General features: G+C 65.5%; 19 protein-coding genes, 2 tRNA genes and 2 pseudogenes. 11 read left to right on the top strand and 12 right to left on the bottom strand.

Features of this window, described 5'->3' with window-relative positions:
• A pseudogene (locus tag QOC69_RS11405) lies at positions 1–359 on the bottom strand (DUF881 domain-containing protein); the annotation flags it as partial.
• Between the two features lie 116 nt (positions 360–475).
• On the opposite strand from QOC69_RS11405, the gene crgA reads away from it, so the two are divergent.
• A complete protein-coding gene (crgA, locus tag QOC69_RS11400; protein WP_526439427.1) occupies positions 476–760 on the top strand; it encodes a cell division protein CrgA in 285 nt (94 codons plus the stop codon).
• 155 nt (positions 761–915) lie between these two features.
• Positions 916–1,347 (top strand): PH domain-containing protein, encoded by a 432-nt coding sequence (locus tag QOC69_RS11395; protein WP_526439425.1) that lies wholly within the window; start codon positions 916–918, stop codon positions 1,345–1,347.
• Positions 1,348–1,387: 40 nt separating this feature from the next.
• On the opposite strand, the gene QOC69_RS11390 is transcribed toward QOC69_RS11395, so the two are convergent.
• Positions 1,388–1,933, bottom strand: a complete 546-nt coding sequence (locus QOC69_RS11390) for a peptidylprolyl isomerase (protein ID WP_526439423.1) — start codon at positions 1,931–1,933, stop codon at positions 1,388–1,390.
• 124 nt (positions 1,934–2,057) lie between these two features.
• Here QOC69_RS11390 and cwsA point away from each other — a divergent pair, with 124 nt between their 5' ends.
• The gene (cwsA, locus tag QOC69_RS11385; RefSeq protein ID WP_526439421.1) at positions 2,058–2,483 is read left to right on the top strand and encodes a cell wall synthesis protein CwsA; all 426 of its coding nucleotides are present in this window, start codon (positions 2,058–2,060) and stop codon (positions 2,481–2,483) included.
• A 32-nt stretch (positions 2,484–2,515) separates the two neighbouring features.
• On the opposite strand, the gene QOC69_RS11380 is transcribed toward cwsA, so the two are convergent.
• The 10 genes and pseudogenes from QOC69_RS11380 to dnaA form a co-directional block, all read right to left on the bottom strand.
• A tRNA-Ala gene (locus tag QOC69_RS11380) sits at positions 2,516–2,588 on the bottom strand.
• A gap of 158 nt (positions 2,589–2,746) precedes the next feature.
• Positions 2,747–2,820 (bottom strand) — tRNA-Ile (locus QOC69_RS11375).
• A gap of 65 nt (positions 2,821–2,885) precedes the next feature.
• Positions 2,886–3,728: a DUF3566 domain-containing protein gene (locus QOC69_RS11370; protein ID WP_526439419.1), complete on the bottom strand. Its 843-nt coding sequence runs from the start codon at positions 3,726–3,728 to the stop codon at positions 2,886–2,888.
• 48 nt (positions 3,729–3,776) lie between these two features.
• Positions 3,777–7,547 carry an intein-containing DNA gyrase subunit A gene (gyrA, locus tag QOC69_RS11365; RefSeq protein WP_526439417.1) on the bottom strand — a complete coding sequence of 1,257 codons (3,771 nt, stop codon included), beginning with the start codon at positions 7,545–7,547 and terminating at the stop codon, positions 3,777–3,779.
• Positions 7,548–7,582: 35 nt separating this feature from the next.
• A complete protein-coding gene (gyrB, locus tag QOC69_RS11360) occupies positions 7,583–9,616 on the bottom strand; it encodes a DNA topoisomerase (ATP-hydrolyzing) subunit B (RefSeq protein ID WP_526439415.1) in 2,034 nt (677 codons plus the stop codon).
• A 218-nt stretch (positions 9,617–9,834) separates the two neighbouring features.
• On the bottom strand, positions 9,835–10,404 hold the full coding sequence (locus tag QOC69_RS11355; RefSeq protein ID WP_526439413.1) for a DUF721 family protein: 570 nt from the start codon (positions 10,402–10,404) through the stop codon (positions 9,835–9,837).
• Positions 10,401–11,561, bottom strand: coding sequence for a DNA replication/repair protein RecF (gene recF, locus QOC69_RS11350; protein ID WP_526439411.1), 1,161 nt, complete (start codon positions 11,559–11,561; stop codon positions 10,401–10,403). The genes QOC69_RS11355 and recF overlap by 4 nt, the downstream gene beginning before the upstream one ends.
• 37 nt (positions 11,562–11,598) lie before the next feature.
• Positions 11,599–12,507 (bottom strand): annotated as a pseudogene (gene gnd / locus QOC69_RS11345) (phosphogluconate dehydrogenase (NAD(+)-dependent, decarboxylating)); the annotation flags it as partial.
• A gap of 13 nt (positions 12,508–12,520) precedes the next feature.
• Complete coding sequence (dnaN, locus tag QOC69_RS11340) at positions 12,521–13,720, bottom strand: DNA polymerase III subunit beta (protein ID WP_526439409.1); 1,200 nt, start codon at positions 13,718–13,720, stop codon at positions 12,521–12,523.
• Positions 13,721–14,236: 516 nt separating this feature from the next.
• Complete coding sequence (gene dnaA, locus QOC69_RS11335) at positions 14,237–15,718, bottom strand: chromosomal replication initiator protein DnaA (RefSeq protein WP_526439406.1); 1,482 nt, start codon at positions 15,716–15,718, stop codon at positions 14,237–14,239.
• A 561-nt stretch (positions 15,719–16,279) separates the two neighbouring features.
• Here dnaA and rpmH point away from each other — a divergent pair.
• The 8 genes from rpmH to QOC69_RS11295 all read left to right on the top strand — a co-directional run.
• Positions 16,280–16,423, top strand: coding sequence for a 50S ribosomal protein L34 (gene rpmH, locus QOC69_RS11330; protein WP_068001749.1), 144 nt, complete (start codon positions 16,280–16,282; stop codon positions 16,421–16,423).
• A 21-nt stretch (positions 16,424–16,444) separates the two neighbouring features.
• Positions 16,445–16,795, top strand: a complete 351-nt coding sequence (gene rnpA, locus QOC69_RS11325) for a ribonuclease P protein component (protein ID WP_526439404.1) — start codon at positions 16,445–16,447, stop codon at positions 16,793–16,795.
• Positions 16,795–17,133 (top strand): membrane protein insertion efficiency factor YidD, encoded by a 339-nt coding sequence (gene yidD, locus QOC69_RS11320; RefSeq protein WP_526439402.1) that lies wholly within the window; start codon positions 16,795–16,797, stop codon positions 17,131–17,133. The genes rnpA and yidD overlap by 1 nt, the downstream gene beginning before the upstream one ends.
• Before the next feature lie 49 nt (positions 17,134–17,182).
• Positions 17,183–18,253, top strand: coding sequence for a membrane protein insertase YidC (yidC, locus tag QOC69_RS11315; protein WP_526439429.1), 1,071 nt, complete (start codon positions 17,183–17,185; stop codon positions 18,251–18,253).
• A 60-nt stretch (positions 18,254–18,313) separates the two neighbouring features.
• Positions 18,314–18,841 (top strand): Jag family protein, encoded by a 528-nt coding sequence (locus QOC69_RS11310; protein ID WP_526439400.1) that lies wholly within the window; start codon positions 18,314–18,316, stop codon positions 18,839–18,841.
• A gap of 57 nt (positions 18,842–18,898) precedes the next feature.
• Complete coding sequence (gene rsmG, locus QOC69_RS11305) at positions 18,899–19,600, top strand: 16S rRNA (guanine(527)-N(7))-methyltransferase RsmG (RefSeq protein WP_526439398.1); 702 nt, start codon at positions 18,899–18,901, stop codon at positions 19,598–19,600.
• Positions 19,597–20,586 carry a ParA family protein gene (locus tag QOC69_RS11300; RefSeq protein ID WP_526439396.1) on the top strand — a complete coding sequence of 330 codons (990 nt, stop codon included), beginning with the start codon at positions 19,597–19,599 and terminating at the stop codon, positions 20,584–20,586. Before rsmG ends, QOC69_RS11300 begins: the two co-directional genes overlap by 4 nt.
• Positions 20,583–21,504: ParB/RepB/Spo0J family partition protein (locus QOC69_RS11295; protein ID WP_526439394.1), on the top strand; the 922-nt coding region annotated here is incomplete at its 3' end. The genes QOC69_RS11300 and QOC69_RS11295, both read left to right, overlap by 4 nt.

Genomic DNA, 21,504 nt, shown 5'->3' with positions numbered 1-21,504 from the left:
ATCACCAGACCGGGGCCGCGCATGGGATCGAGTCCGGCGTCGGCGGCGAGCACGTCGGCCCGGCTGGTGATGGCGGCCAGCGCCGCGTCGGCGCCGGGGGAGCCGCCGTGGCGGGTGTCGATCTGGGTCACCAGTGCGTCGCGCTCGCTGGACAGCCGGTCGACGGAATGTTGGGCGTCACGGACGAGGTCGACGAGCCGGGGCGCGTCACTACGACGAATCTCGCCGCCCCCGGAGGTGGTGTGCGTGGCCGCAAGCAGTAGGCCGGCGCACAGGCACACCGCGGGCACGCCAAACCGCCAGGTGGATGGGCGATGAGCGCTCGCGCGAAGAGCAGAGGGCTGGCGTGCGGTGCTCATCGTTCCCTCCTCGGCGGTGCTGACGATTTCTCTGCCGGACGGCGTGCTGGGTTAGGCTCTCAGTTGCATCCGCTTCATCGTCGCACCTGCGGCGCCGACTGTCCGCGAAGGTAACCATGCCCAAGTCCAAGGTTCGCAAGAAGAGTGACTTCACCGCCAGCTCGGTGAGTCGCACTCCTGTCAAGGTCAAGGCCGGGCCGTCGAGCGTGTGGTTCGTCGTGCTGTTCGTCGGTTTGATGCTGATCGGCCTGTTGTGGCTGCTGGTCTTCCAGTTGGCGGCCACCAATCCCGTGGATGCACCGAGCTTCCTGAAATGGATGGCCGACCTCGCCCAGTGGAACTACGCGATCGCGTTTGCTTGCATGATCACGGGCTTGTTGCTCACGATGCGCTGGCGCTGAGCATCCCTTCCGTCAGGATGCATTCAAAGTGGTTTCTGTGCGTTACCCGTCCCGCAACCCCTTCTTCACCCAATCACATCGTTGTGATTCATCCCCATTGGGGATAGCGCCTGTGGATAACCCGATTCGCCACGGTTAGAGGGTGTTCAGTGCCTATGCAGCAAACTGAGTGGAGTCCGTCGACCCCTGGAATCGCAGCGTGCGCAATTCTGGGCCTGGTGATGGCTACGGGTATTGTGACCGTAGTCACAGATGCCCCCGGACGCATCCTCGGGGGGATTGCCGCAGCCGGACTACTCGCGTTTGCAAGCATGTCGTGGCGGGCACGGCCAAAGCTGGCTATCACGCCCGACGGCCTGGTCGTCCGCGGGTGGTTGCGCACCGACGTGTTGCGTCGCGACGACATCGCGAAGATCCGCATCACGGAGTTCCGCCGGATCGGGCGCAAGGTGCACCTGCTCGAGATCGACACCATCGCCGACGACCGCTTGCTGGTATTCACCCGGTGGGATCTGGGCACCAGTCCACTCGACGTGCTCGACGCGCTGACCGACGCGGGCTACGGCCGCTCCGCGGGCGCGCGCTAGACCCTTTGGGCGCGCTTTGGCGCGCCGGCCTGGGATGGGGCTAGGAGATCGTGACCGACTCGATGACGACCGGCTCGGTCGGACGGTCGCTGCGATCGGTCGCCGTGGCACCGATCGCGTCCACGACCTTCTGCGACTCCTCGTCGACGACCTCGCCGAAGATGGTGTGCTTGCGGTTCAGGTGCGGCGTCTTGCCGACGGTGATGAAGAACTGCGAGCCGTTCGTTCCTGGCCCGGCGTTGGCCATGGCCAGCAGATACGGCTTGTCGAACTGCAGTTCGGGGTGGAACTCGTCGGCGAACTGGTAGCCCGGTCCGCCGCGGCCCGTGCCGGTCGGGTCGCCGCCCTGAAGCATGAAGCCGGAGATCACGCGGTGGAAGACCGCGCCGTCGTAGAACGGTCCCGACGTGCCGCCCGTCGCGTTCTCGGTGCTGTAGTCCTTGGTGCCCTGCGCAAGTCCGACGAAGTTGGACACGGTCTTGGGGGCGTGGTTGCCGAACAGTGCGATCTTGATGTCGCCGCGGTTGGTGTGCAGGGTCGCGGTCGCTGTCTGAATGGGGCTCGTCACGGGATGCCAGTCTGCCATTCGCGTTTCGCCACCGGATATTGCCCCCGCCCGAATAGTGTTGTCGCGGTCATCGGCCACCGCGTGGTCCCCGATGATGGCAGGCTGGAACTTCAGTCGAACTAGACCGCGGAGAGGTTGTGGCATGAGCTCGAAGACGAGTGCCGTCCGGTTGACCCCAGGGGAGAGGTTCGCCCGTGGTCTGAAGTACTCGACGGTGGGGCCCGTCGACGTCACGAGGGGAGCACTGGGAATCGGCTTGGGTTCGGCGCACTCGTCGGCCACGTGGCTGGGTGACCGCTACCGCAGCGGCAAGCTACGCAAGGACCTCGCCGCCGCGCAGGAGTCGATCGCCAACGAACTCGCCGCGGCCCAGGAGGTCGTCGCCAACCTGCCGCAGGCGCTGCAAGAGGCCCGCCGCGCGAAGCGCCGTCCGCGCCCGATCTTCGTGATCGCCGCCGGCGCCGCACTGCTGGCCGTTGGTGCGGTGGCGTTCTCGATCATTCGGCGGTCGACGCAGCCGGAACCGTCACCGCGCCCGCCGAGTGTGGAAGTCACGCCCAAGCCCTGAAAGACCGGGCGGGGCAACGTAAGTCAGGGGAGTGGAGCCTAGGAGATTCGAACTCCTGACATCTGCCTTGCAAAGGCAGCGCTCTACCAACTGAGCTAAGGCCCCCAGGTTGTGCGATCAGCCGGGCTGATCGGCGGCCACGTGCCACACCTCAACGCCGTGCCGCGATCGCCACACGATCACCGCCGCGGCAATCGTGACGGTCAGCAACACCAGCCTCACGGTGCACCCTTCCGGTGAGTCCGCCGGTAACCCGGCAACCGTGGGCCTGGGAGGACTCGAACCTCCGACCTCTTCGTTATCAGCGAAGCGCTCTAACCACCTGAGCTACAGGCCCGTAATCGCACTACGGCCGAGCGACGAGATTACCGTAACGCCGCCCATCGGCCCAAACCGCGGACGTCAGTCCCTGTCGGCGAGGGTCACCTCGATGCCGCCGACGATGTCGGTGGTGAGGTTGTAGATGAACGCGCCGCAGGTGGCCATGGCGGTCAGCAGGACGATGTTGACCAGTCCGATCAGTGCCGCGCCGCCGAAGATGGTGCCGCTGGACACCAACTCACCACCGCTTCCGCTGGCGCTGGTGAGCAGGTCGCCCACGTTGCTGTTGAGCTTGCTCCACACGCCCATGCCGCCGAGCACCAGGTACAGGAACGCGACGGCGATCATCCACACGAAGAACAACGCCACCGACAGCACCAGCGAGACCTTCAGCACACTCCACGGATCGAGCCGACGAATCTGCATGCTGGCCCGCACCGGCCCCTGCGGGCGGCTGGCGACCTGGGCGCGGCTCGCCCCCGGCGGGCGGGTGGCAGGTGCCTCCGGCCGTCCAGCCGGCTTGCGCTGTTGTGCACGGGGCATGGGCCCCGACAGGTCCGGCAGCTCGCTGGCGTACACCTCGGGACGCACGGTCTCCGTACGGTCGCCGCGCGCCGGCGCCGGGTCCTGCTCGCGGGGCGGGCTCGACTCACGAGCTGGCGTCGGCGGCGGTGCTCCAGCCGGAGCGGCCGGGCCGCCCGAGATGAACCGGTTGATGCGGGCGTCGACGCCGGGGTTCTGGCCAGCGGCGGCACCTGCCCGGCCGCCCTCGGGGGCCGATTCGGGTGGGCGCGGCGTGGGCCGGACCCGGGACGTGCCCCGTTGCCAGGGAGGAACGTCGCCGTGGTCGCCACCCATCGAGCCGTTGGCACTTCCGGGCCCGTCACCCGTGCGCGGGTGTCCCGGCTCGTTCGGTGAACTCACCTACGGCTCCTTCGCTCAGGCCGGTTGCCGGCGGCAACCCGTGTCGCGCTACGTCTCGTCTGACTCGTCGTCTTCGGAAGCGTCCTCGTCGGCGTTCCGCGCGACGGCAACCAGTGTGTCGCCCTCGCCCAGGTTGATCAACCGCACCCCCTTGGTTTGCCGCCCGGCCTTACGCACCTGACGTGCCCTGGTTCGGATGACACCGCCTCCGGAGGTGATGGCGTACAGCTCGGTGTCGTCGTCGACGATCAACGCTCCGACCAGAGTGCCACGCCTACGGTCGTACTGGATGGTGAGGATGCCTTTGCCGCCGCGGCCCTGCGTGGTGTACTCCTCGATCGCCGTGCGCTTCGAGTAGCCCCCCGACGTTGCGACCAGCAGATACGTCCCCTCCTGGACGACGTTCAGCGAGAGCAGTTGGTCTTCCTCGTTGAACCGCATCCCCTGCACGCCCGAGGTGGCGCGACCCATCGGCCGCAGTGCCTCGTCGGTCGCCGAGAAGCGGATCGACTGACCCTTGGCCGACACCAGCAGCAGATCGTTCTCCGAAGAGCACAGCACCGCACCGACCAGTTCGTCGCCGTCGCGCAGGTTCACCGCGACGATGCCGCCCGAGCGGTTCGAGTCGAAGTCGGTGAGCTTGGACTTCTTCACCAGACCGTTCTTCGTCGCGAGCACCAGGTACGGCGCGTCCTCGTAGGTCTTGATCTGAATGACCTGGGCGATGCGCTCCTCCGGCTGGAAGGCCAGCAGGTTCGCGACGTGCTGGCCGCGCGCCGTCCTGGACGCCTCGGGCAGCTCGTAGGCCTTCGCCCGGTACACGCGGCCCTGCGTGGTGAAGAACAGGATCCAGTCGTGCGTGGAGCCGACGAAGAAGTGCCGGACGATGTCGTCCTGCTTCAGGCCGGCGCCCTGGACGCCCTTGCCGCCGCGCTTCTGGCTGCGGTACAGGTCGGACTTGGTCCGCTTGGCGTATCCGGTCTCGGTGATCGTGACGACGACCTCTTCGCGCGCGATCAGATCCTCGTCGGCGACATCGCCGTCGGCCGGGATGATTCTGGTGCGCCGGTCGTCGCCGTACTTCTCGACCAGCTCCGCGAGCTCGTCGTGCACGATCGCGCGTTGTCGTTCCGGCTTGGCCAGGATGTCCTCGAGGTCGGCGATCTCCGCCTCGATCTTGGCCAGGTCGTCGACGATGCGCTGACGTTCCAGGGCGGCGAGGCGCCGCAGCTGCATGTCCAGGATCGCCTGCGCCTGGATGTCGTCGATGTCGAGCATCTCGATCAGACCGGCCCTGGCGATGTCGACCGTCTGAGAGGCCCGGATCAACGCGATGACCTCGTCGAGCGCGTCGAGCGCCTTGACCAGGCCGCGCAAGATGTGGGCGCGCTCGTTGGCCTTGCGCAACCGGTAGGTGGTGCGACGGACGATGACGTCCAACTGATGCACCACGTACAGCCGGATCAGCTGGTCGATCCGCAGGGTGCGAGGGACACCGTCGACGATCGAGAGCATGTTCGCGCCGAAGCTGGTCTGCAGCTGGGTGTGCTTGTAGAGGTTGTTGAGCACCACCTTCGCCACGGCGTCGCGCTTGATCTCGACGACGATGCGCATGCCAACCCGGTCGCTGCCCTGGTCCTCGATGTTGGAGATGCCTGCGAGCTTGCCGTCGCGCACCTGGTCGGCGATCGAGGTGATGAAGTTGTCGTGGTTCACCTGATAGGGAAGCTCGGTGATGACCAGCAGCGTGCGGCCCCTCGAGTCCTCCTCGATGACGACCACACCGCGCATGCGGATCGACCCGCGACCCGTCGTGTACGCGTCGTGAATCCCTTGCGAGCCGACGATCAATCCGTAGGTGGGGAAGTCAGGGCCCTTGACACGTTCCGTGACCGCCGCCAGCGTGGCCTCTTCGTCGGCCTCGAAGTTGTCCAGGCACCAGAACACCGCTTCGGAGAGCTCGCGGAGATTGTGCGGCGGCATGTTGGTGGCCATGCCGACCGCGATGCCGCCCGATCCGTTGGCCAGCAGGTTGGGGAATCGGCTGGGCAGGACGGTGGGCTCTTGCACCCGGCCGTCGTAGTTCGGGATGAAATCGACTGTCTCCTCGTCGATTTCGCGCAGCATCTCCATCGCCAGGGGAGTGAGGCGTGCCTCCGTGTTATGGCTGACGAAGCCGTTGGTGATGAACGAATGGTCATCGGTGTCGACGCGCAGGCTGTACACCGGCTGGAGGCCAGCATCCGTCACGCTCGCCACCCGGGCGTAGTAGAACCGCCCGTCGGCAAGGTCCTGTGCAATCGTGCGGACATCCGCGTCCGCTATGCGCTCAAGGATCTCCGCACCGTCGCGCTGCCACCGTGACAGTCGGTCGATGTTGTGCTTGCGCAACCATTCCTTGTCGACCCATCGCCCGCCGCTGTGTTCGCGAACGAACGTCGCCAAGCCCGGCACATGGTCGCCGTCGAGGCCCGCGGCACGGACTGGCAGCGCTGCAAGAATGCCTCGCAGCTTGGCTTGCTTCGTACCGCCAAACCCGACCTGGCTGGCGAACGACTCGGCGTGTGCGCGGTTGGTGATGACCACCTTGTGCTCACCGGTCGCGTGCAGGTACCGGCGTGAGATGACACCGAACTCCAACAACAGTTGTTGGACGTCATTGGCGAGCTGACCGCTTCGCGTTGAGTACGAGATCTGAACCGTGTTCCGGGGTAGCGCCGAGCAAGACCCGTCGCCCTCGAACAAGGCTTGAAGGAACGCTCGCTTGACCGCCGCGGGAGTGTGCCACAACCAATCCGGAACCGCCTTCGCAGCGGACCGCTGGCCAACGAGTACACGGAGGCGGCTGGCGCGCAACGCGTCAACATTGTGGATGTCCAATTCGAGCAGATTCGATCCCGACGCGATGATCCGTTCGGAGACATAGCGAGGACCACCGACGACTGCGTCGTACGCCGCGACCACCATGTTGAAGTAGTCCCGATCAAGATTGTTGAATCCTGCGCGATTCTCAGAGACAAAGCCCTCGCTGATGAAGGCTCCGAGCAAGAGCGCCTCCAGGGTGTCGAGCCAGTCCGCTGGACCGAATTCGGTTGGTGGAGTGCGTTGGATGACGACACGGTCGTCCGGACGGATCTCCTCGATGAGCTTCCAAAGCAGCGTCGGTACGCCCGCGACGTCGACTAGGCAAAGCAGGGGATGGTTGGCCGTGCCCGTCACCGCGTAGCCCTCGTCGGTCTTCACGGTGTAGGTCCGGTGCTCTCCGGAATGGAACAGCCGATCGGCGGCGACCGGGTTGCCGTGGCGGTCGAGCACCTTGACATCGATGACGTTGTCCGAGTTCGGCCTCGCTCCTGGAGCGACGTCCGCGATCCGTACCGACTGCCCAAAGGGCAGTCGCACCAACGCATCACCCGTAACGCAATACCTCATCGCCGCCGGCGGGTCGTTGCCGGGCGAGCCGAAGTTGCCCTGTCCGTCCACAAGGGGATAGCGCAGCGACCACGGCTGGGCCATTCGGACCAGGGTGTCGTAGATCGACGAGTCACCGTGCGGGTGGTAGTTGCCCATCGTCTCGGCAACCGACCGTGCGGATTTCGCGTGTCCACGATCAGGCCGGAACCCGGAGTCGTACATCGCGTAGAGCACTCGGCGGTGCACCGGCTTGAGGCCGTCGCGCACCTCCGGGAGGGCGCGGCCCACGATGACGCTCATCGCGTAGTCGATGTAGCTGCGCTGCATCTCCTGCTGAATGTCGACCGGCTCGATGCGATCGGTGGTCGCGCCGTCGTCGCCAGGAGGCAAGGTGGTGTCAGTCATCGTGTGTCAGCCCTATTCGTCTTTGGATTCCGGCGTTAAACGTCAAGGAAGCGAACGTCTCTCGCGTTTCGAGTGATGAAGCTGCGCCGCGCCTCGACGTCCTCGCCCATGAGAATGGAGAACAGTTCGTCGGCGGCGGCGGCGTCGTCGAGGGTGATCCGGCGCAACACCCGGGCGCTGGGATCCATCGTGGTCTCCCACAGTTCCTTGGCATCCATCTCGCCGAGGCCCTTGTAACGCTGGATTCCGTCTTCCGAGTTGATCTTTCGTCCGGCCGCTCGACCGGCCTCCAGCAGTCCGTCCCGTTCGCGGTCCGAGTACGCGAACTCGGGTTCGCTGCGCTGCCACTTCAGTTTGTAGAGCGGTGGCTGTGCGAGGAACACGTGCCCATTCTCGATGAGCGGCTTCATGAATCGGAACAGCAGCGTCAGCAGCAGCGTCGAGATGTGCTGGCCGTCCACGTCGGCGTCGGCCATCAGCACGATCTTGTGATACCGAAGTTTGGTGATGTCGAATTCGTCGTGAATGCCGGTGCCGAGCGCGGTGATGATCGCCTGGACTTCAGTGTTCTTGAGCACCCGGTCGATGCGGGCCTTCTCCACGTTGATGATCTTGCCGCGGAGGGGCAAGATCGCTTGATACATCGAGTCGCGGCCGCTCTTCGCCGAGCCGCCGGCCGAATCACCCTCCACCACATAGACTTCCGACAGCCGTGGGTCGGTGGAGCGGCAGTCGGCCAGCTTGCCGGGCAGGCCACCGATGTCCGTCGCGCTCTTGCGACGCACCAACTCACGGGCCTTGCGGGCAGCCAGCCGTGCTTGAGCCGACGAAACCGCCTTGTTCACGACGGTCTTGGCTTCTGCGGGGTTGGCCTCGAACCAGTGGCTCAGCTGCTCGTTGCAGATCTTCTGCACGAACGACTTGACCTCGGTATTGCCGAGCTTGGTCTTGGTCTGCCCCTCGAACTGCGGGTCACTGACCTTGACCGAGATCACTGCGGCGAGTCCTTCGCGGATGTCGTCGCCGGTGAGGTTGGCGTCCTTCTCCTTGAGCAGTTTCTTGTCCTTGGCGTACTTGTTGACCACCGTGGTCAGCGCGCTTCGGAAGCCCTCTTCGTGTGTGCCACCCTCATGGGTGTTGATGGTGTTGGCGAAGGTGTGCACCGACTCGGAATACCCTGCGTTCCACTGCATCGCGATCTCGACCTCGTGACCGGGGCCCTTCCCGTCGAAGTCGATGATGCTCTGCTGGATCGGGGACTTGGTGCGGTTGATGTGCTTGACGAAGTCCACCAACCCGCCGGGATAGTGGAAGGTGCGGTGCTTGACCTTGTGCGGACCCTTGGCCTCCGCCTCCTTCTCGCCGGCGGACTTCGGCGCGTCGGCCATGTCGCTGACGACTTCATCGACGACTTCATCGGCCGTGACGCGTTCGTCGATCAGGTCGATGGTCAGTCCCTTGTTCAGGAACGCCATCTCCTGTAGCCGCCGTGCCACGGTCTCGAAGTCGTAGACGGTGGTTTCGAAGATGTCGGGGTCCGCCCAGAAGCGCACCGTCGTGCCGGTCTTCCTGGTGGTCCCGCCCTGCTTCAGGGTCCCTGGCACGGATCGGTCGTAGTACTGAAACCACTCGTGGCCATCACGCATGACCGTGGCCTCGAGCCGACTGGACAAGGCGTTGACCACCGACACACCGACGCCGTGCAGACCACCGCTGACGTTGTACCCGCTGTTCTCGCCGCCGAACTTGCCGCCTGCGTGCAGCTGCGTCATGACGACATCGATCGTTGGAACGCCCGATGCGTGCATGGCGACGGGGATGCCGCGGCCGTCGTCGGTGACCTGGACGCTGCCGTCGCCGAGGATCTTCACGTCGACCCGACTGGCGTAGCCGGCCATCGCCTCGTCGATCGCGTTGTCGACGACCTCCCAGACGAGGTGGTGCAGGCCGCGCTCACCCGTGGAACCGATGTACATGCCCGGACGTTTCCGGACTGCCTCCAATCCCTCCAGAACGGTGATCGAATCGGCGCCGTACTCCTTGGGAGCACTCTTCTTCTGGGCAGGCACGTTGAACGCGTCTCCTTGGGGTTCGCAAGCGAGGGATCGAGGGCCCCCGCGGTCTGAAATTAGTCTACCGTCCGGCCCCGTCAGGACTGACTCTGAGGCGGTGTTTCTACACACCTAAATACGACGTGCGCGGAATTTCTCGACAATCCTCGCGTCCGGGCGCCCGAGAGAACCACTTTGCAGACTGACGCGGCTCTCAGCCGCCGCTCAGTCGGCGGTCATCCGTACGTGTCGCGAGGCCCCCGGCCGGCGATGTGATATCGGCCCTTGCGCCACGTCGGAGCGGTCGGACCGACGATCCGGAGCGAGCTGACGACACCGTCCCCGACGGCCGCCGCGATCTTGGCCAGAATCTGCGCCTGGACCATCCGTAGCTGGGTGGCCCACGCGGTCGATTCGGCCTCCACGGTCAACACGCCCTCGCGCAGCGACGACGGATTCGCGTGTTCGGCGATCTGGTCGCCAACCACCGTCGACCACTGGCCGAAGATGGAGCCTTCGGCGACCCGGGGGGTCCACCCCCTGCTGCGGGCCAGGTCCATCGTCGCAGAGCCGAACGTCTGCGGATCCCGGACGTCCGGTCCTGGCGCCGACCAGGTGCGTCGCTGCCCGTTGCGCCCGGCGACCCGGCGAGCAGGCGACGTGCGGCCGCGGCCGACGTCCTTGCCTTGGCTGCGAGCGGCGCCGCGCGCCTCCTCCAAGGTCCGGCGCACCAGATCCATCCCACTCAGATGCGCCAGGTGTTCGGGCGGCCCCGCCTGGTCACCCGTTTCTGCGGACTCCGTCATCCGATCACCTCCGATACTCGACCCGTGTCGTCGTCGCGCATTCCGATCTCGATCCTGCGGGCGTCCCAATCCGACGGAACGTCGTCGTGCACCGCGGCCGTGACCAGAACCTGTTCGGCCGACGCGGCTACGTTGACCAGTGCGCGCCTGCGCGCGGTGTCGAGTTCGGCGAAGACGTCGTCGAGCAGCAACACCGGATCGCTACCCTCCGAACGCAACAGCTCGTAGGCCGCCAGCCGCAGTCCCAGTGCCATGGACCACGACTCGCCATGGCTGGCAAAGCCTTTCGTGAGCTGATCACCGAGCCTCAGCTCCAAGTCGTCGCGGTGCGGACCCACCAGACACACGCCGCGCTCGAGTTCGGCCGACCTCTTGCGCGCCAATTCGGCCAGCAGCGCGGCTTCGAAGACTTCCGTGTTCACCGTGCCTGCCGCAGCTTCGGCTTCGACGGTCTCGACCGAACTGCGGTAGCGCACGGCGGCCGCACGCGAGGACGGCGCCAGGAGCTGGTAGGCCTTCTCGACCTCGGGGGCGACCTGGTTGACCAGATCGACCCTGGCCGCGATGAGTTGGGCACCATGGGTGGCGAGGTGCCCGTCCCACACATCGAGGGTCTCCAAGGCGCTCGAATCGCCCCGAAACCGGCCGCCCGCAGCGGTCTTGAGCAGCGCGGTGCGCTGACGGAGCACCTTGTCGTAGTCCGCCCGGATGCCGGCGACCGTCGGCCGTCGCGTGGTGGCCAACTCGTCGAGATAGCGCCGTCGTTCGCCCGGTTCTCCACGTACCAGCGCCAGATCCTCCGGCGCGAACAACACTGCCCGCAGCACCCCAAGGATCTCGCGGGCGGTACGCACGGGGGAGCGGTTCAGCCGCGCCTTGTTGGCCCGGCCCGCCGTGATCTCCAGGTCGACCGCGAGCTCACGTCCCTCGTTGACGACGATCGTGGAGACCACTGCCCGGTCGGCTCCCGACCTGATCAACGGTGCGTCCGACGCCACCCGATGAGAACCGAGCGTGGCTGAATACCACAGCGCTTCAATGAGATTGGTCTTTCCGAAGCCATTGGGGCCGACGAACACCGTGCGGCCGGGATCCAGGTCCAGCTCGGCCCGCGGCCACGACCGGAAGTCGGTCAGCCCCACATGTCGAACGAACAAGTCCCAACCCCGAGTCGCTTATGTCCTGCCTGCCGGATCATCCGGATTTACTTATCCTTTGGACGGCGTGGCCACCGAACTGGTTCCGCAGCGCGGCCACGGCCTTCATGGTCGGCGAGTCGTCCTGCCTGGACAGGAACCGGGCGAACAACGCCGCCGCAATGCTCGGTACGGGCACCCGCAGTCGGATCGCTTCCTCCACCGTCCAACGACCTTCACCGGAGTCCTCGGCGTACCCGGTGATGTCGTTCAATCCCGGGTCTTCCTTGAGCGCCTTGGCCAGCAACTGCTGCAACCAGGACCTGACGACCGTTCCATTGGTCCACGCCTGGTACACGGCCTGCGGATCCTTGATCAGGTCCTCTGCTGCGAGAACTTCGTAGCCTTCGCCGTACGCAGTCATCAGTGCGTACTCGATGCCGTTGTGCACCATCTTGGCAAAGTGCCCGGCACCGACGGGCCCCGCGTGGACGAATCCGTCGGCCAACTCGCCGGGCGGTCGCAGCGTTTCGAAGATCGGCATCGCCCGCGCCACGTCGGCATCGCTGCCGCCGACCATCAGGCCATAGCCTTCCGTCAGTCCCCAGACACCACCGGACACACCGGCGTCGATGTATCCGATTCCCTTCTCCGCCAACAACTTTGCGTGCGGGCCATCCTCGGTGTAGCGGGAGTTGCCGCCGTCGATCACCAAGTCGCCCTCGCTCAGTTCGGCAGCCAACCCGACGATCGTGTCGTGGGTGATCGGGCCCGATGGCACCATGACCCACACCACCCGCGGTGCGGTCAGCGCCTCGGCAAGGGCACCCAGCGTCGGAACGTCGGTGACCTCCGGTCTCGGGTCGAAGCCGATCACTTCGTGTCCGCCTTTGCGCAGACGATCGCGCATGTTGAAGCCCATTTTGCCGAGACCGACCAACCCGAGTTGCATGTGCGCCTCTTCCGTGGCGTTGGGCCGGTCAGCCCGGGAGCCGCACCGGCATCAATAGATAGACGTAATCGGTTTGAGCCGCCGGGAACGGCCCAGACGAACCCCCGGATCCATCATCATCGCCTGCCGGACGCAATACCGCGGGACGGCTGGGTGTCGTGAATCCGAACGTCACCTTCTCAGAATGCAACGAGCCCAGTCCGTCCGTCAGGTAGGTCGGATTGAATGCAATGGTGAGCGGCTCACCCGAGAACTCGACCGGCAGATCTTCCTCGGCGCGACCAACGTCATCGGCACCGGCCGACAGGTGCAACACGTCCTCGGAGAACTCCAGCCGAACCTGTGCCCCGCGGTCGGCCACCAGCGCCACCCGCTTGATGGCCTCGGTCAGCTCGGCCACCCCGACCGTTGCCACAGCGGTGTGCTCGGACGGCAGCAACTGACGAAACTTGGGGAACTCTGCATCGAGGAGCCGGCTCGTGGTGCGCTTGCCGTTGCTCCGGATGCCGAGCAGCCCTTCCTTGCCGACCGCACTACCGGCCCCAAGCGACAGGTGCACCTCGGCACCGTCGGTACCCGCCTTGGCGGCTTCGGCCAGAGTCTTGGCCGGTACCAGGACCGCGGCCTCGAGGTCAGCCACCTCGGTCGACCAGGTCAGCTCACGGACTGCCAATCGGAACCGGTCCGTCGCGGCCAAAACGACCTTCTCGCCGGAGATTTCGACGCGGATGCCCGTCAGCATGGGCAGCGTGTCGTCCCGGCCTGCGGCGACGGCCACCTGGCCGATGGCCTGACCGAACAGATCCGAGGCCAACACGCCCGTTTCCTCGGGCAGCGTGGGCAGCGTGGGGTAATCCTCGACGGCCATGGTCGGGAGCGAGAACCGCGCGCTGCCGCAGGTCAGCAGTACCCGGGTACCCTCGACGCTGACGTCGACCGGCTTGGCCGGCAACGAGCGGGTGATGTCCGACAACAACCGGCCAGACACCAAAACGCTTCCAGGAGAAGCGATTTCAGCGGAAACCCGTACCTCTGCCGACACTTCGTAGTCGTATCCGGAGATCACCAGGCCGTCGTCGGAGCCGGTGAGAAGCACCCCGGACAGGACGGGCACGGTGGGCCGGCTCGGCAGGATTCGCGCCACCCAGGCCACCGCGTCGGCGAAGTCCTCGCGGACCAACCGGAACTTCAAATCGGTGAGACCAACCGTCGTCGTCACCACGTCCATAGCGTCCCTTCGATGCAACCAACCAACAAGCTCTAAGCAGCGGATATGCGGCCGCCTTGCGACGGGCCGGACCACTGCGGTTCAACGACCGTACCGGCTCAGAAGAACAACCGTAGAGCGTTCAGCTCCAACTTGAAAGCTAATCGATGTCACCGACGAATGCGTCGGGCATCCGCTCGATGCGGGTTGAAACGGGCTTTCCCCAGGGCCCTTCTTCTGGAAGCAATTCCTAGTAGATAGATGAGTATTAGTAGTAGGGGCTGTGCAGGTTGGGGATGAAGGGGTTGGTGCGCTGGTGGGACGTGCCGGTCGCTCGTGTACGGAGTGTGGATGACGCGCTCGTGGGTTGGCGGGTTCTGTGCATGACGAACGGTGTGTGAACGGACGTGCCGCGCCGACCATGGTTGTCACAGGGTTGTGCACAGCGGCATCCACAAGCATTTCGTGTGACGAGTGGTGCAGGCGCGACCAAAGTTTTTCAAAGATTTCGTCGCGAGAAGCGCGAGCAGAGGTCGTTCAGCGCTTGGAGCGCTGTCGAATCCGCGTGGTGAGTTCGGTGACGTGATCGAAGATCTCGCGCCGCTCGGCCATCTCGCCGCGAATCTTCTTCTCCGCGTACATGACGGTGGTGTGATCGCGGCCGAAGGCCTGGCCGATCCTGGGCAGTGAGAGATCGGTGAGTTCGCGGCACAGGTACATCGCGATCTGCCGGGACTGCGCCAGCGCTCTGGTCTTGCCCGGCCCGCGGAGCTCCTCGACGGTGATCTGGAAGTACTCGGCGGTGACGGCCATGATCGTCGCGGCGCTGATCTGCATCGTGCTGGAATCCGAGATGAGGTCCCGCAGCACGATCTCGGCAAGTGACTTGTCGATGGTCGTCTTGTTCAGCGACGCGAACGCCGTGACGCGGATCAGCGCACCCTCGAGTTCGCGGATGTTGCGCTCGATGCTGCTGGCGATGAGTTCCAGGACGTCACCGGGGACGTCGAGGCGGTCCATCTGTGCCTTCTTGCGCAGGATCGCGATGCGGGTCTCGAGCTCCGGCGGTTGAACGTCGGTGATGAGGCCCCATTCGAATCGCGTTCGCAGCCGATCCTCCAACGTGGCCAGTTGCTTGGGCGGCCGATCGGAGGAGATGACGATTTGCTTGTTCGCATTGTGCAGCGTGTTGAAGGTGTGGAAGAACTCCTCCTGGATGCCTTCCTTGCCCTCGATGAACTGGATGTCGTCGACGAGGAGGACGTCTATGTCGCGGTAGCTGCGCTTGAACGAAGCCTTGCGGTCGTCGCGCAGCGAGTTGATGAAGTCGTTGGTGAACTCTTCGGTCGAGACGTACTTCACCCGCATCCCCGGGAAGAGCCGCTGGGCGTAGTTGCCCGCCGCGTGTAGAAGGTGCGTCTTGCCCAGCCCGGACTCACCCCAGATGAACAATGGGTTGTAGGCCCGCGCCGGCGCCTCGGCGATGGCGAGGCTGGCCGCATGTGCGAACCGGTTGGACGCGCCGATGACGAACGTGTCGAACGTGTAGCGGCGGTTGAGGCTGACGTCGTTCTTCGGCGAGGAGTTCTGCTGCTCCCTGGTGAAGTACGACGGCCAACTCTCCTCTGCGCTGGCGAGCGCTTCTTCGTCCTCGTCGACCTCGTCCGGGTCGGGGAGGATCTCATCGCCGAGTTGGCCGTCGGGTGAGGACTCCGGGGTGGCGATGCGGACGCCGAGTTCGACCCGCTGTCCGAGCCGCCGGCTGAGGCTGGTGATGATCGGCTCCCGCAGATGGCGTTCGATCTCGTTCTGGACGAACGAGGTCGGAACCGACAACAGGGCAAACCCCTCGGCGATGACCAGCGGCTGGACCATCTTGAGCCAGGCCCGTTGCTGAGGGGTGAGAGTCGGGGACGCGGATCCGCCGTTGAGAGAGTCCCGGGACGGGTTGTCGCCGTTGAGCTCGGCGACCACGTCGTTCCAGATCGCGACGAACGGTGGATCAGGGTCGGTTGTCAAAGAGACGTACCCCCTCGAGGCCGCGCTGGAGACGGCCGAATAGACGAAGCCCAAACTGTCCACATAGTTATCCACAGGCTGTGGACAGCGGACACTGGGTCGTCGCTTCGTTGTCTACGTGTCGGAAGGCCGCGTCCCGGGGCTCGTCACAGTGCTTTGAGACTCTGTGGGCTCGCGGGTGGGTGGCCGTCCTCGGTTGTGGTCTTCGCCGTTTCAGCCGAAACGGCACTGCCAGAAGTTAACAGTTTTCGCCGCGGGTGCCAACCGTTCTGCAACATTGATTGGCGGTTCGTGAGAGCCAGCTGAAGTCGGGTGAACAATGTGACGTGTGTGACGAATTCCGTGGTGGGCGTGAGTGGTTTGACCTAGGGAAATCTCGTCAGTACCCTCGAACAGTCGCCCGAATGTGACGACACGGCTGCGACCCGGAAGTTCGGGGTGCCGCGCCGGGGCTAGCAAGCGATACAGACGTTCGAACGAACTGCGCCTGTGTCCGAACCGACATGACCACGTCGTGTCGGTGAAGGACGCCGACGCGACAGTAACCGAGGAGTGACAGCCGTGGCCAAGGGCAAGCGGACCTTTCAGCCCAACAACCGGCGTCGTGCGCGCGTGCACGGCTTTCGGCTGCGCATGCGCACCCGTGCCGGGCGCGCAATCGTGTCCGGCCGGCGCAGCAAGGGCCGCCGCTCCCTCACTGCGTGATTCGACGCAGGATTTAGCGCGGTGCTTCCGGCCCGGTACCGGATGACGCGGTCGACGGATTTCGGGCTGACGGTCAATCGCGGAGTGCGAGCCGCCCAGCCCGACCTGGTCGTGCACGCAGCATGGTCGGTCGATGGCGACACTCCCAAGATCGGTCTGGTCGTGGCGAAGTCCGTCGGCAATGCCGTCCAGCGTCACCGGGTTGCGCGCCGACTGCGCCACGTCGCCCGCGGCGTGGTGGACGAACTCGGCGCAGGAGACCGGGTGGTGATCCGCGCCTTGCCCGGTAGCCGCGATGCCATCTCGGCCCGGCTCGACCAGGAACTCAGGACTGCGCTGAGGCGGGCCCGCTCCGGATCGGGGAGGCCGTGATGAGTGATCCGGTGGGCAGGAGCGAAGCGACCCGGGGATTGTTCCGTGGACCAGGCGCCAGGATTGCGCGCGGCGTCATCTTCGCGATCGAGCTGTACCGGAACATGATCTCGCCGCTGCGCCCCCCGTCGTGCCGGTTCACCCCGACGTGTAGTCAGTATGCGGTGGAAGCGTTGCGACACCATGGTCTGATCCGCGGTGGTTGGTTGGCGGTGGTGCGGCTGCTGAAGTGCGGTCCGTGGCATCCAGGAGGATGGGATCCGATACCGGATCCGCGGCACGGGCACGACCACGACGCAGACGGAACCGCCACGTTGAGGAGCGACTCGCTTGTTTAATTTCGATTGGTTCAGTCTCGACTACATCTATTACCCGGTCTCCGGGATCATGTGGGTTTGGTACAAGGCCTTCGGATTCGTGCTTGGGCCATCGAACTTCTTCGCGTGGGCACTGTCGGTGATGTTCCTGGTGTTCACGCTGCGCGCCATCCTGTACCGGCCGTTCGTCCGCCAGATCGAGACGACGCGCCAGATGCAGGAATTGCAGCCACAGATCAAGGCCCTGCAGAAGAAGTACGGCAAGGACCGGCAGCGGATGGCCCTCGAGATGCAGAAGCTGCAGAAGGACCACGGCTTCAACCCGATTCTGGGCTGCCTCCCGATGCTGGCGCAGATCCCCGTCTTCCTCGGGCTGTATCACGTGCTGCGCTCGTTCAACCGGACCCAGGGTGGCTTCGGCCAACCGCATCTGTCGCCCGAGTTGAACCGGTCGCTGGGGAACTACTTCTTCAGCGCGACCGACGTCGGGCACTTCCTGGATGCCAATCTTTTCGGTGCTCCGCTGGGTGCCACGATGATCCAGAACGCTGGGCTGGGCGCGTTCAAGGAGTTCGATCGCCTCTCGGTGGTCCTGGTGGGCGTGCCGCTGATGATCCTGGCGGGCATCGCGACCCACTTCAACAGCCGCGCCTCCGTTGGGCGGCAGAGCCCTGAAGCGGCGGCCAACCCGCAGACCGCGATGATGAACAAGTTGGCGCTGTACGTTTTCCCGCTCGGCGTGGTGGTCGGCGGACCGTTCCTGCCGCTGGCGATCATCCTGTACTGGGTGGCGAACAACATCTGGACCTACGGCCAGCAGCACTACGTATTCGGCAAGATCGAGCAGCGCGAAGAGGCGAAGAAGGTCGAGGAGCAGGAGCGCCGCGCATCGAACGCGCCCGCGCCCGGTGCCAAGCCGAAGCGCAACAAGGCAGCGGCTGCTCCCAAACCGCCCGTGCAGGACGAAACCGGTGCCGTCGAGCAGACCGACTCGGCGGCGGTGGACGAGACCCCCAAGGGTTCGGAGATCACCGACGACGCGCCGGCGACCAACGGCTCCAAGAACGCGAGCGCGCAAAGCGCGACTCCCAATCGCGCACCGCGCCGGACCAACAACCGGCCCAAGAAGCGAAGGCCCTGACCGGAACCGATTGCGGATCACGACCGCAACCCGACCGGTGGACGAGGAAGAAGGACGGACATGACAGAAGCTGAAACGACCGAACGCAGCACGACGACGGAAGAAGAGCCGAAGGCCGAGCCGCTCGAAGACAGATTGGTTGCCGAGGGCGAGATCGCCGGCGACTACCTGGAAGAGCTCCTCGATCTGCTGGACTTCGACGGCGACATCGACCTGGACGTCGAGGGGGACCGCGCCATCGTCAGCATCGACGGCGGCGATGATCTGAACAAGCTCGTCGGACGCAAGGGCGAGGTGCTCGACGCGCTCCAGGAACTGACCCGCCTCGCGGTGCACCAGAAGACCGGTGAGCGGAGCAGACTGATGCTCGACATCGCCAAGTGGCGACGTCGTCGTCGGGACGAGTTGGCCGCCTTGGGTGACCGGGTGGCACACCGGGTGTTGGAGAGCGGTGAGCGCGAACAGCTCGATCCGATGACCCCGTTCGAGCGAAAGATCGTTCATGACGCCGTGTCCGCCGTGGACGGTGTGCACAGCGAGAGCGAGGGTGCCGAGCCGTCTCGCCGAGTCGTAGTGTTGCTTGACTGATCGGCCCGAGTTACATCCATGTAGTTCTCAGCGGCGGCCCGGTCGCGGATCCGGAGGATGTTTCACGTGAAACATGGCGATACTCCGGATGCGCCATCTGCGGCCGCCGTTGTGTTTGGTCTCCGGCTGAATCTCGCGGAGCGCTACGCGGCGATCCTCGCCGGCGCCGGCATCGAGCGTGGAATCCTTGGCCCGGGGGAGGTGCCGAGACTGTGGGACCGACACGTGCTCAACAGTGCCGCGGTGGCCGAACTCGTGGAGGACGATGAGACGGTGGCAGACGTCGGCAGCGGGGCCGGGCTGCCGGGCATCCCTCTCGCACTTGCCAGGCCCGGCGTCCGCGTCACTCTGATCGAGCCGCTGCTTCGCCGGGCGGAGTTCCTCAAGGAGGTCGTGGAAGACCTGAGCCTCGACGTCGTCGTGATGCGCGGCCGAGCCGAGGAGCGAGACGTCCGACTGGAGCTGGGGGAGATGGATGTCGTCACGTCGAGGGCGGTCGCTTCCTTGGACAAGTTGACGAGGTGGTCCTTGCCGTTGTTGCGCGAGGGCGGACGGATGCTGGCCATGAAGGGCGACCGGGCCGACGATGAAGTCGGCGAGCATCGGCGGGTGATGAACTCGCTGGGTGCGGTAGATATAGGGGTGGTGAAATGTGGCGTGGACTATTTGACTCCACCCGCCACCGTGGTCGTGGCGCGACGCGGGAAGCGGATCTCACGGTCGAGCCCCAAGGGCCGGTCGGGCAGGAGCAGAGGATGACACCGTCTCATGACGGGGAACTGGCGCGCGACGGAACACCGCCGCCCCATGTTTCACGTGAAACATGGGCTTCCGACCCCGAGGGCACGTGGAAGAACGACGCGGGCGAAGACACCCCGATCGGCGCCGAGGCCGAGCGCGCGGTCCGGCTCCTGCACGCGGCCAAGGCCAAGCAGCTTCCGCGTCCGGCCCGGCAGCGCGTCTTCACGATCGCGAACCAGAAGGGGGGTGTCGGGAAGACCACCACCGCGGTGAACATCGCCGCGGCACTCGCCTTGCAGGGGATCAACACCCTCGTCATCGACCTGGATCCGCAGGGCAACGCCAGCACCGCACTCGGCATCGAGCACCGGGAGGGCACGCCGTCGTCCTACGAGGTGCTGATCGGCGAGATCTCGTTGGGGGAGGCGCTGCAACGCAGCCCCCACAACGAGCGCCTGTATTGCGTCCCGGCGACCATCGACCTGGCCGGCGCCGAGATCGAATTGGTCAGCATGGTCGCTCGCGAGGGTCGACTGCGCAATGCGCTGGCCGGACTCCAGGAACACGACTTCGATTACGTCTTCATCGACTGCCCCCCGTCGCTGGGGCTCCTCACGATCAACGCCCTCGTGGCGGCGCCCGAAGTGCTGATCCCGATTCAATGCGAGTACTACGCCCTCGAGGGGGTGGGTCAACTTCTGCGCAACATCGAGATGGTGAAGGCTCACCTCAACCCGCACCTGGAGGTCACCACCGTGATCCTCACGATGTACGACGGCAGGACCAAGCTCGCGGATCAGGTTGCGGCGGACGTCCGGACGCACTTCGGGGATAAGGTGTTGCGCACCGTCATCCCGCGCAGCGTCAAGGTCTCCGAGGCGCCGGGCTACGGGATGACGATCCTCGACTACGACCCGGGCTCGCGCGGGGCGATGAGCTATCTCGACGCCAGCCGGGAGCTGGCAGAGCGCGCCGACACCGGACGGAAGGGACAGCAGGTATGACGCAGCCGTCACGGAAGAAGAGCGGCCTCGGCCGCGGACTCGCATCGCTCATTCCCACCGGACCGATCGACCACCAGCCCGGCAATATGGGCCCGGAAATGGGTAGCGCGGCGGCCGACGTGCTGTTGGGCGGAGCTCCGACGAACGTGGTCACCGAGGTGGGCGCGGTGTACCGGGAGATCGATCCCGCGGCGATCGAACCGAACCCACGCCAGCCCCGCCAGGTGTTCGACGGCGACGCCCTGGCGGAGCTCGTGCACTCGATCCGCGAGTTCGGTCTCATGCAGCCGATCGTCGTTCGCGCGATCGAATCGGATGGCAGCACACCGCGATACCAACTCGTCATGGGGGAGCGGCGGTGGCGGGCCGCCCAGGAGGCCGGGCTCGCAACCATCCCCTCGATCGTCCGCGAGACCGCCGATGACAGCATGCTGCGCGACGCCCTCCTCGAGAACATCCACCGGGCACAGCTGAACCCCTTGGAAGAGGCGGCGGCCTATCAGCAGCTGCTCGACGAGTTCAGCGTGACGCACGACGAGCTCGCCGCACGCATCGGCCGGTCGCGCCCGGTGATCACCAATATGATCCGGCTGTTGAAGTTGCCCATCGCGGTGCAGCGGCGGGTGGCAGCCGGGGTGCTGTCGGCTGGGCATGCCCGCGCGCTGCTCGCCCTCGAGGGTGGACAGGAGAGGCAGGAGGAACTGGCCGCCCGGATCGTCGCGGAGGGGTTGTCCGTCCGGGCGACGGAGGAAGCGGTCACGCTGGCCAACCGCGACGGAGCCGCCCCGCCGCCGTCCCCGCGCCGTAAGCCGATTCAGATGCCGGGACTCCAAGACGTTGCTGAGACTCTGTCATCTGCGTTCGATACACGCGTGACGGTGAGCCTCGGCAAACGAAAAGGCAAGATCGTGGAGGAGA

Source organism: Mycobacterium sp., from assembly GCF_032162105.1.
GTDB lineage: Bacteria > Actinomycetota > Actinomycetes > Mycobacteriales > Mycobacteriaceae > Mycobacterium.
The sequence above is the reverse complement of the archived record's forward strand: the minus strand, read 5'-3'. Positions and strand labels throughout refer to the sequence as shown.

Excerpts from the sequence above, each read along its gene's own strand:
- yidD (WP_526439402.1), top strand. The coding sequence starts at position 16,795 with ATGAGTGATCCGGTGGGCAGGAGCGAAGCGACCCGGGGATTGTTCCGT.
- QOC69_RS11310 (WP_526439400.1), top strand. The coding sequence starts at position 18,314 with ATGACAGAAGCTGAAACGACCGAACGCAGCACGACGACGGAAGAAGAG.
- cwsA (WP_526439421.1), top strand. The coding sequence starts at position 2,058 with ATGAGCTCGAAGACGAGTGCCGTCCGGTTGACCCCAGGGGAGAGGTTC.
- crgA (WP_526439427.1), top strand. The coding sequence starts at position 476 with ATGCCCAAGTCCAAGGTTCGCAAGAAGAGTGACTTCACCGCCAGCTCG.
- QOC69_RS11300 (WP_526439396.1), top strand. The coding sequence starts at position 19,597 with ATGACACCGTCTCATGACGGGGAACTGGCGCGCGACGGAACACCGCCG.
- rsmG (WP_526439398.1), top strand. The coding sequence starts at position 18,899 with ATGTTTCACGTGAAACATGGCGATACTCCGGATGCGCCATCTGCGGCC.
- gyrA (WP_526439417.1), bottom strand. The coding sequence starts at position 7,547 with ATGACTGACACCACCTTGCCTCCTGGCGACGACGGCGCGACCACCGAT.
- QOC69_RS11395 (WP_526439425.1), top strand. The coding sequence starts at position 916 with ATGCAGCAAACTGAGTGGAGTCCGTCGACCCCTGGAATCGCAGCGTGC.
- dnaN (WP_526439409.1), bottom strand. The coding sequence starts at position 13,720 with ATGGACGTGGTGACGACGACGGTTGGTCTCACCGATTTGAAGTTCCGG.
- yidC (WP_526439429.1), top strand. The coding sequence starts at position 17,183 with ATGTGGGTTTGGTACAAGGCCTTCGGATTCGTGCTTGGGCCATCGAAC.
- QOC69_RS11355 (WP_526439413.1), bottom strand. The coding sequence starts at position 10,404 with ATGACGGAGTCCGCAGAAACGGGTGACCAGGCGGGGCCGCCCGAACAC.
- QOC69_RS11390 (WP_526439423.1), bottom strand. The coding sequence starts at position 1,933 with ATGGCAGACTGGCATCCCGTGACGAGCCCCATTCAGACAGCGACCGCG.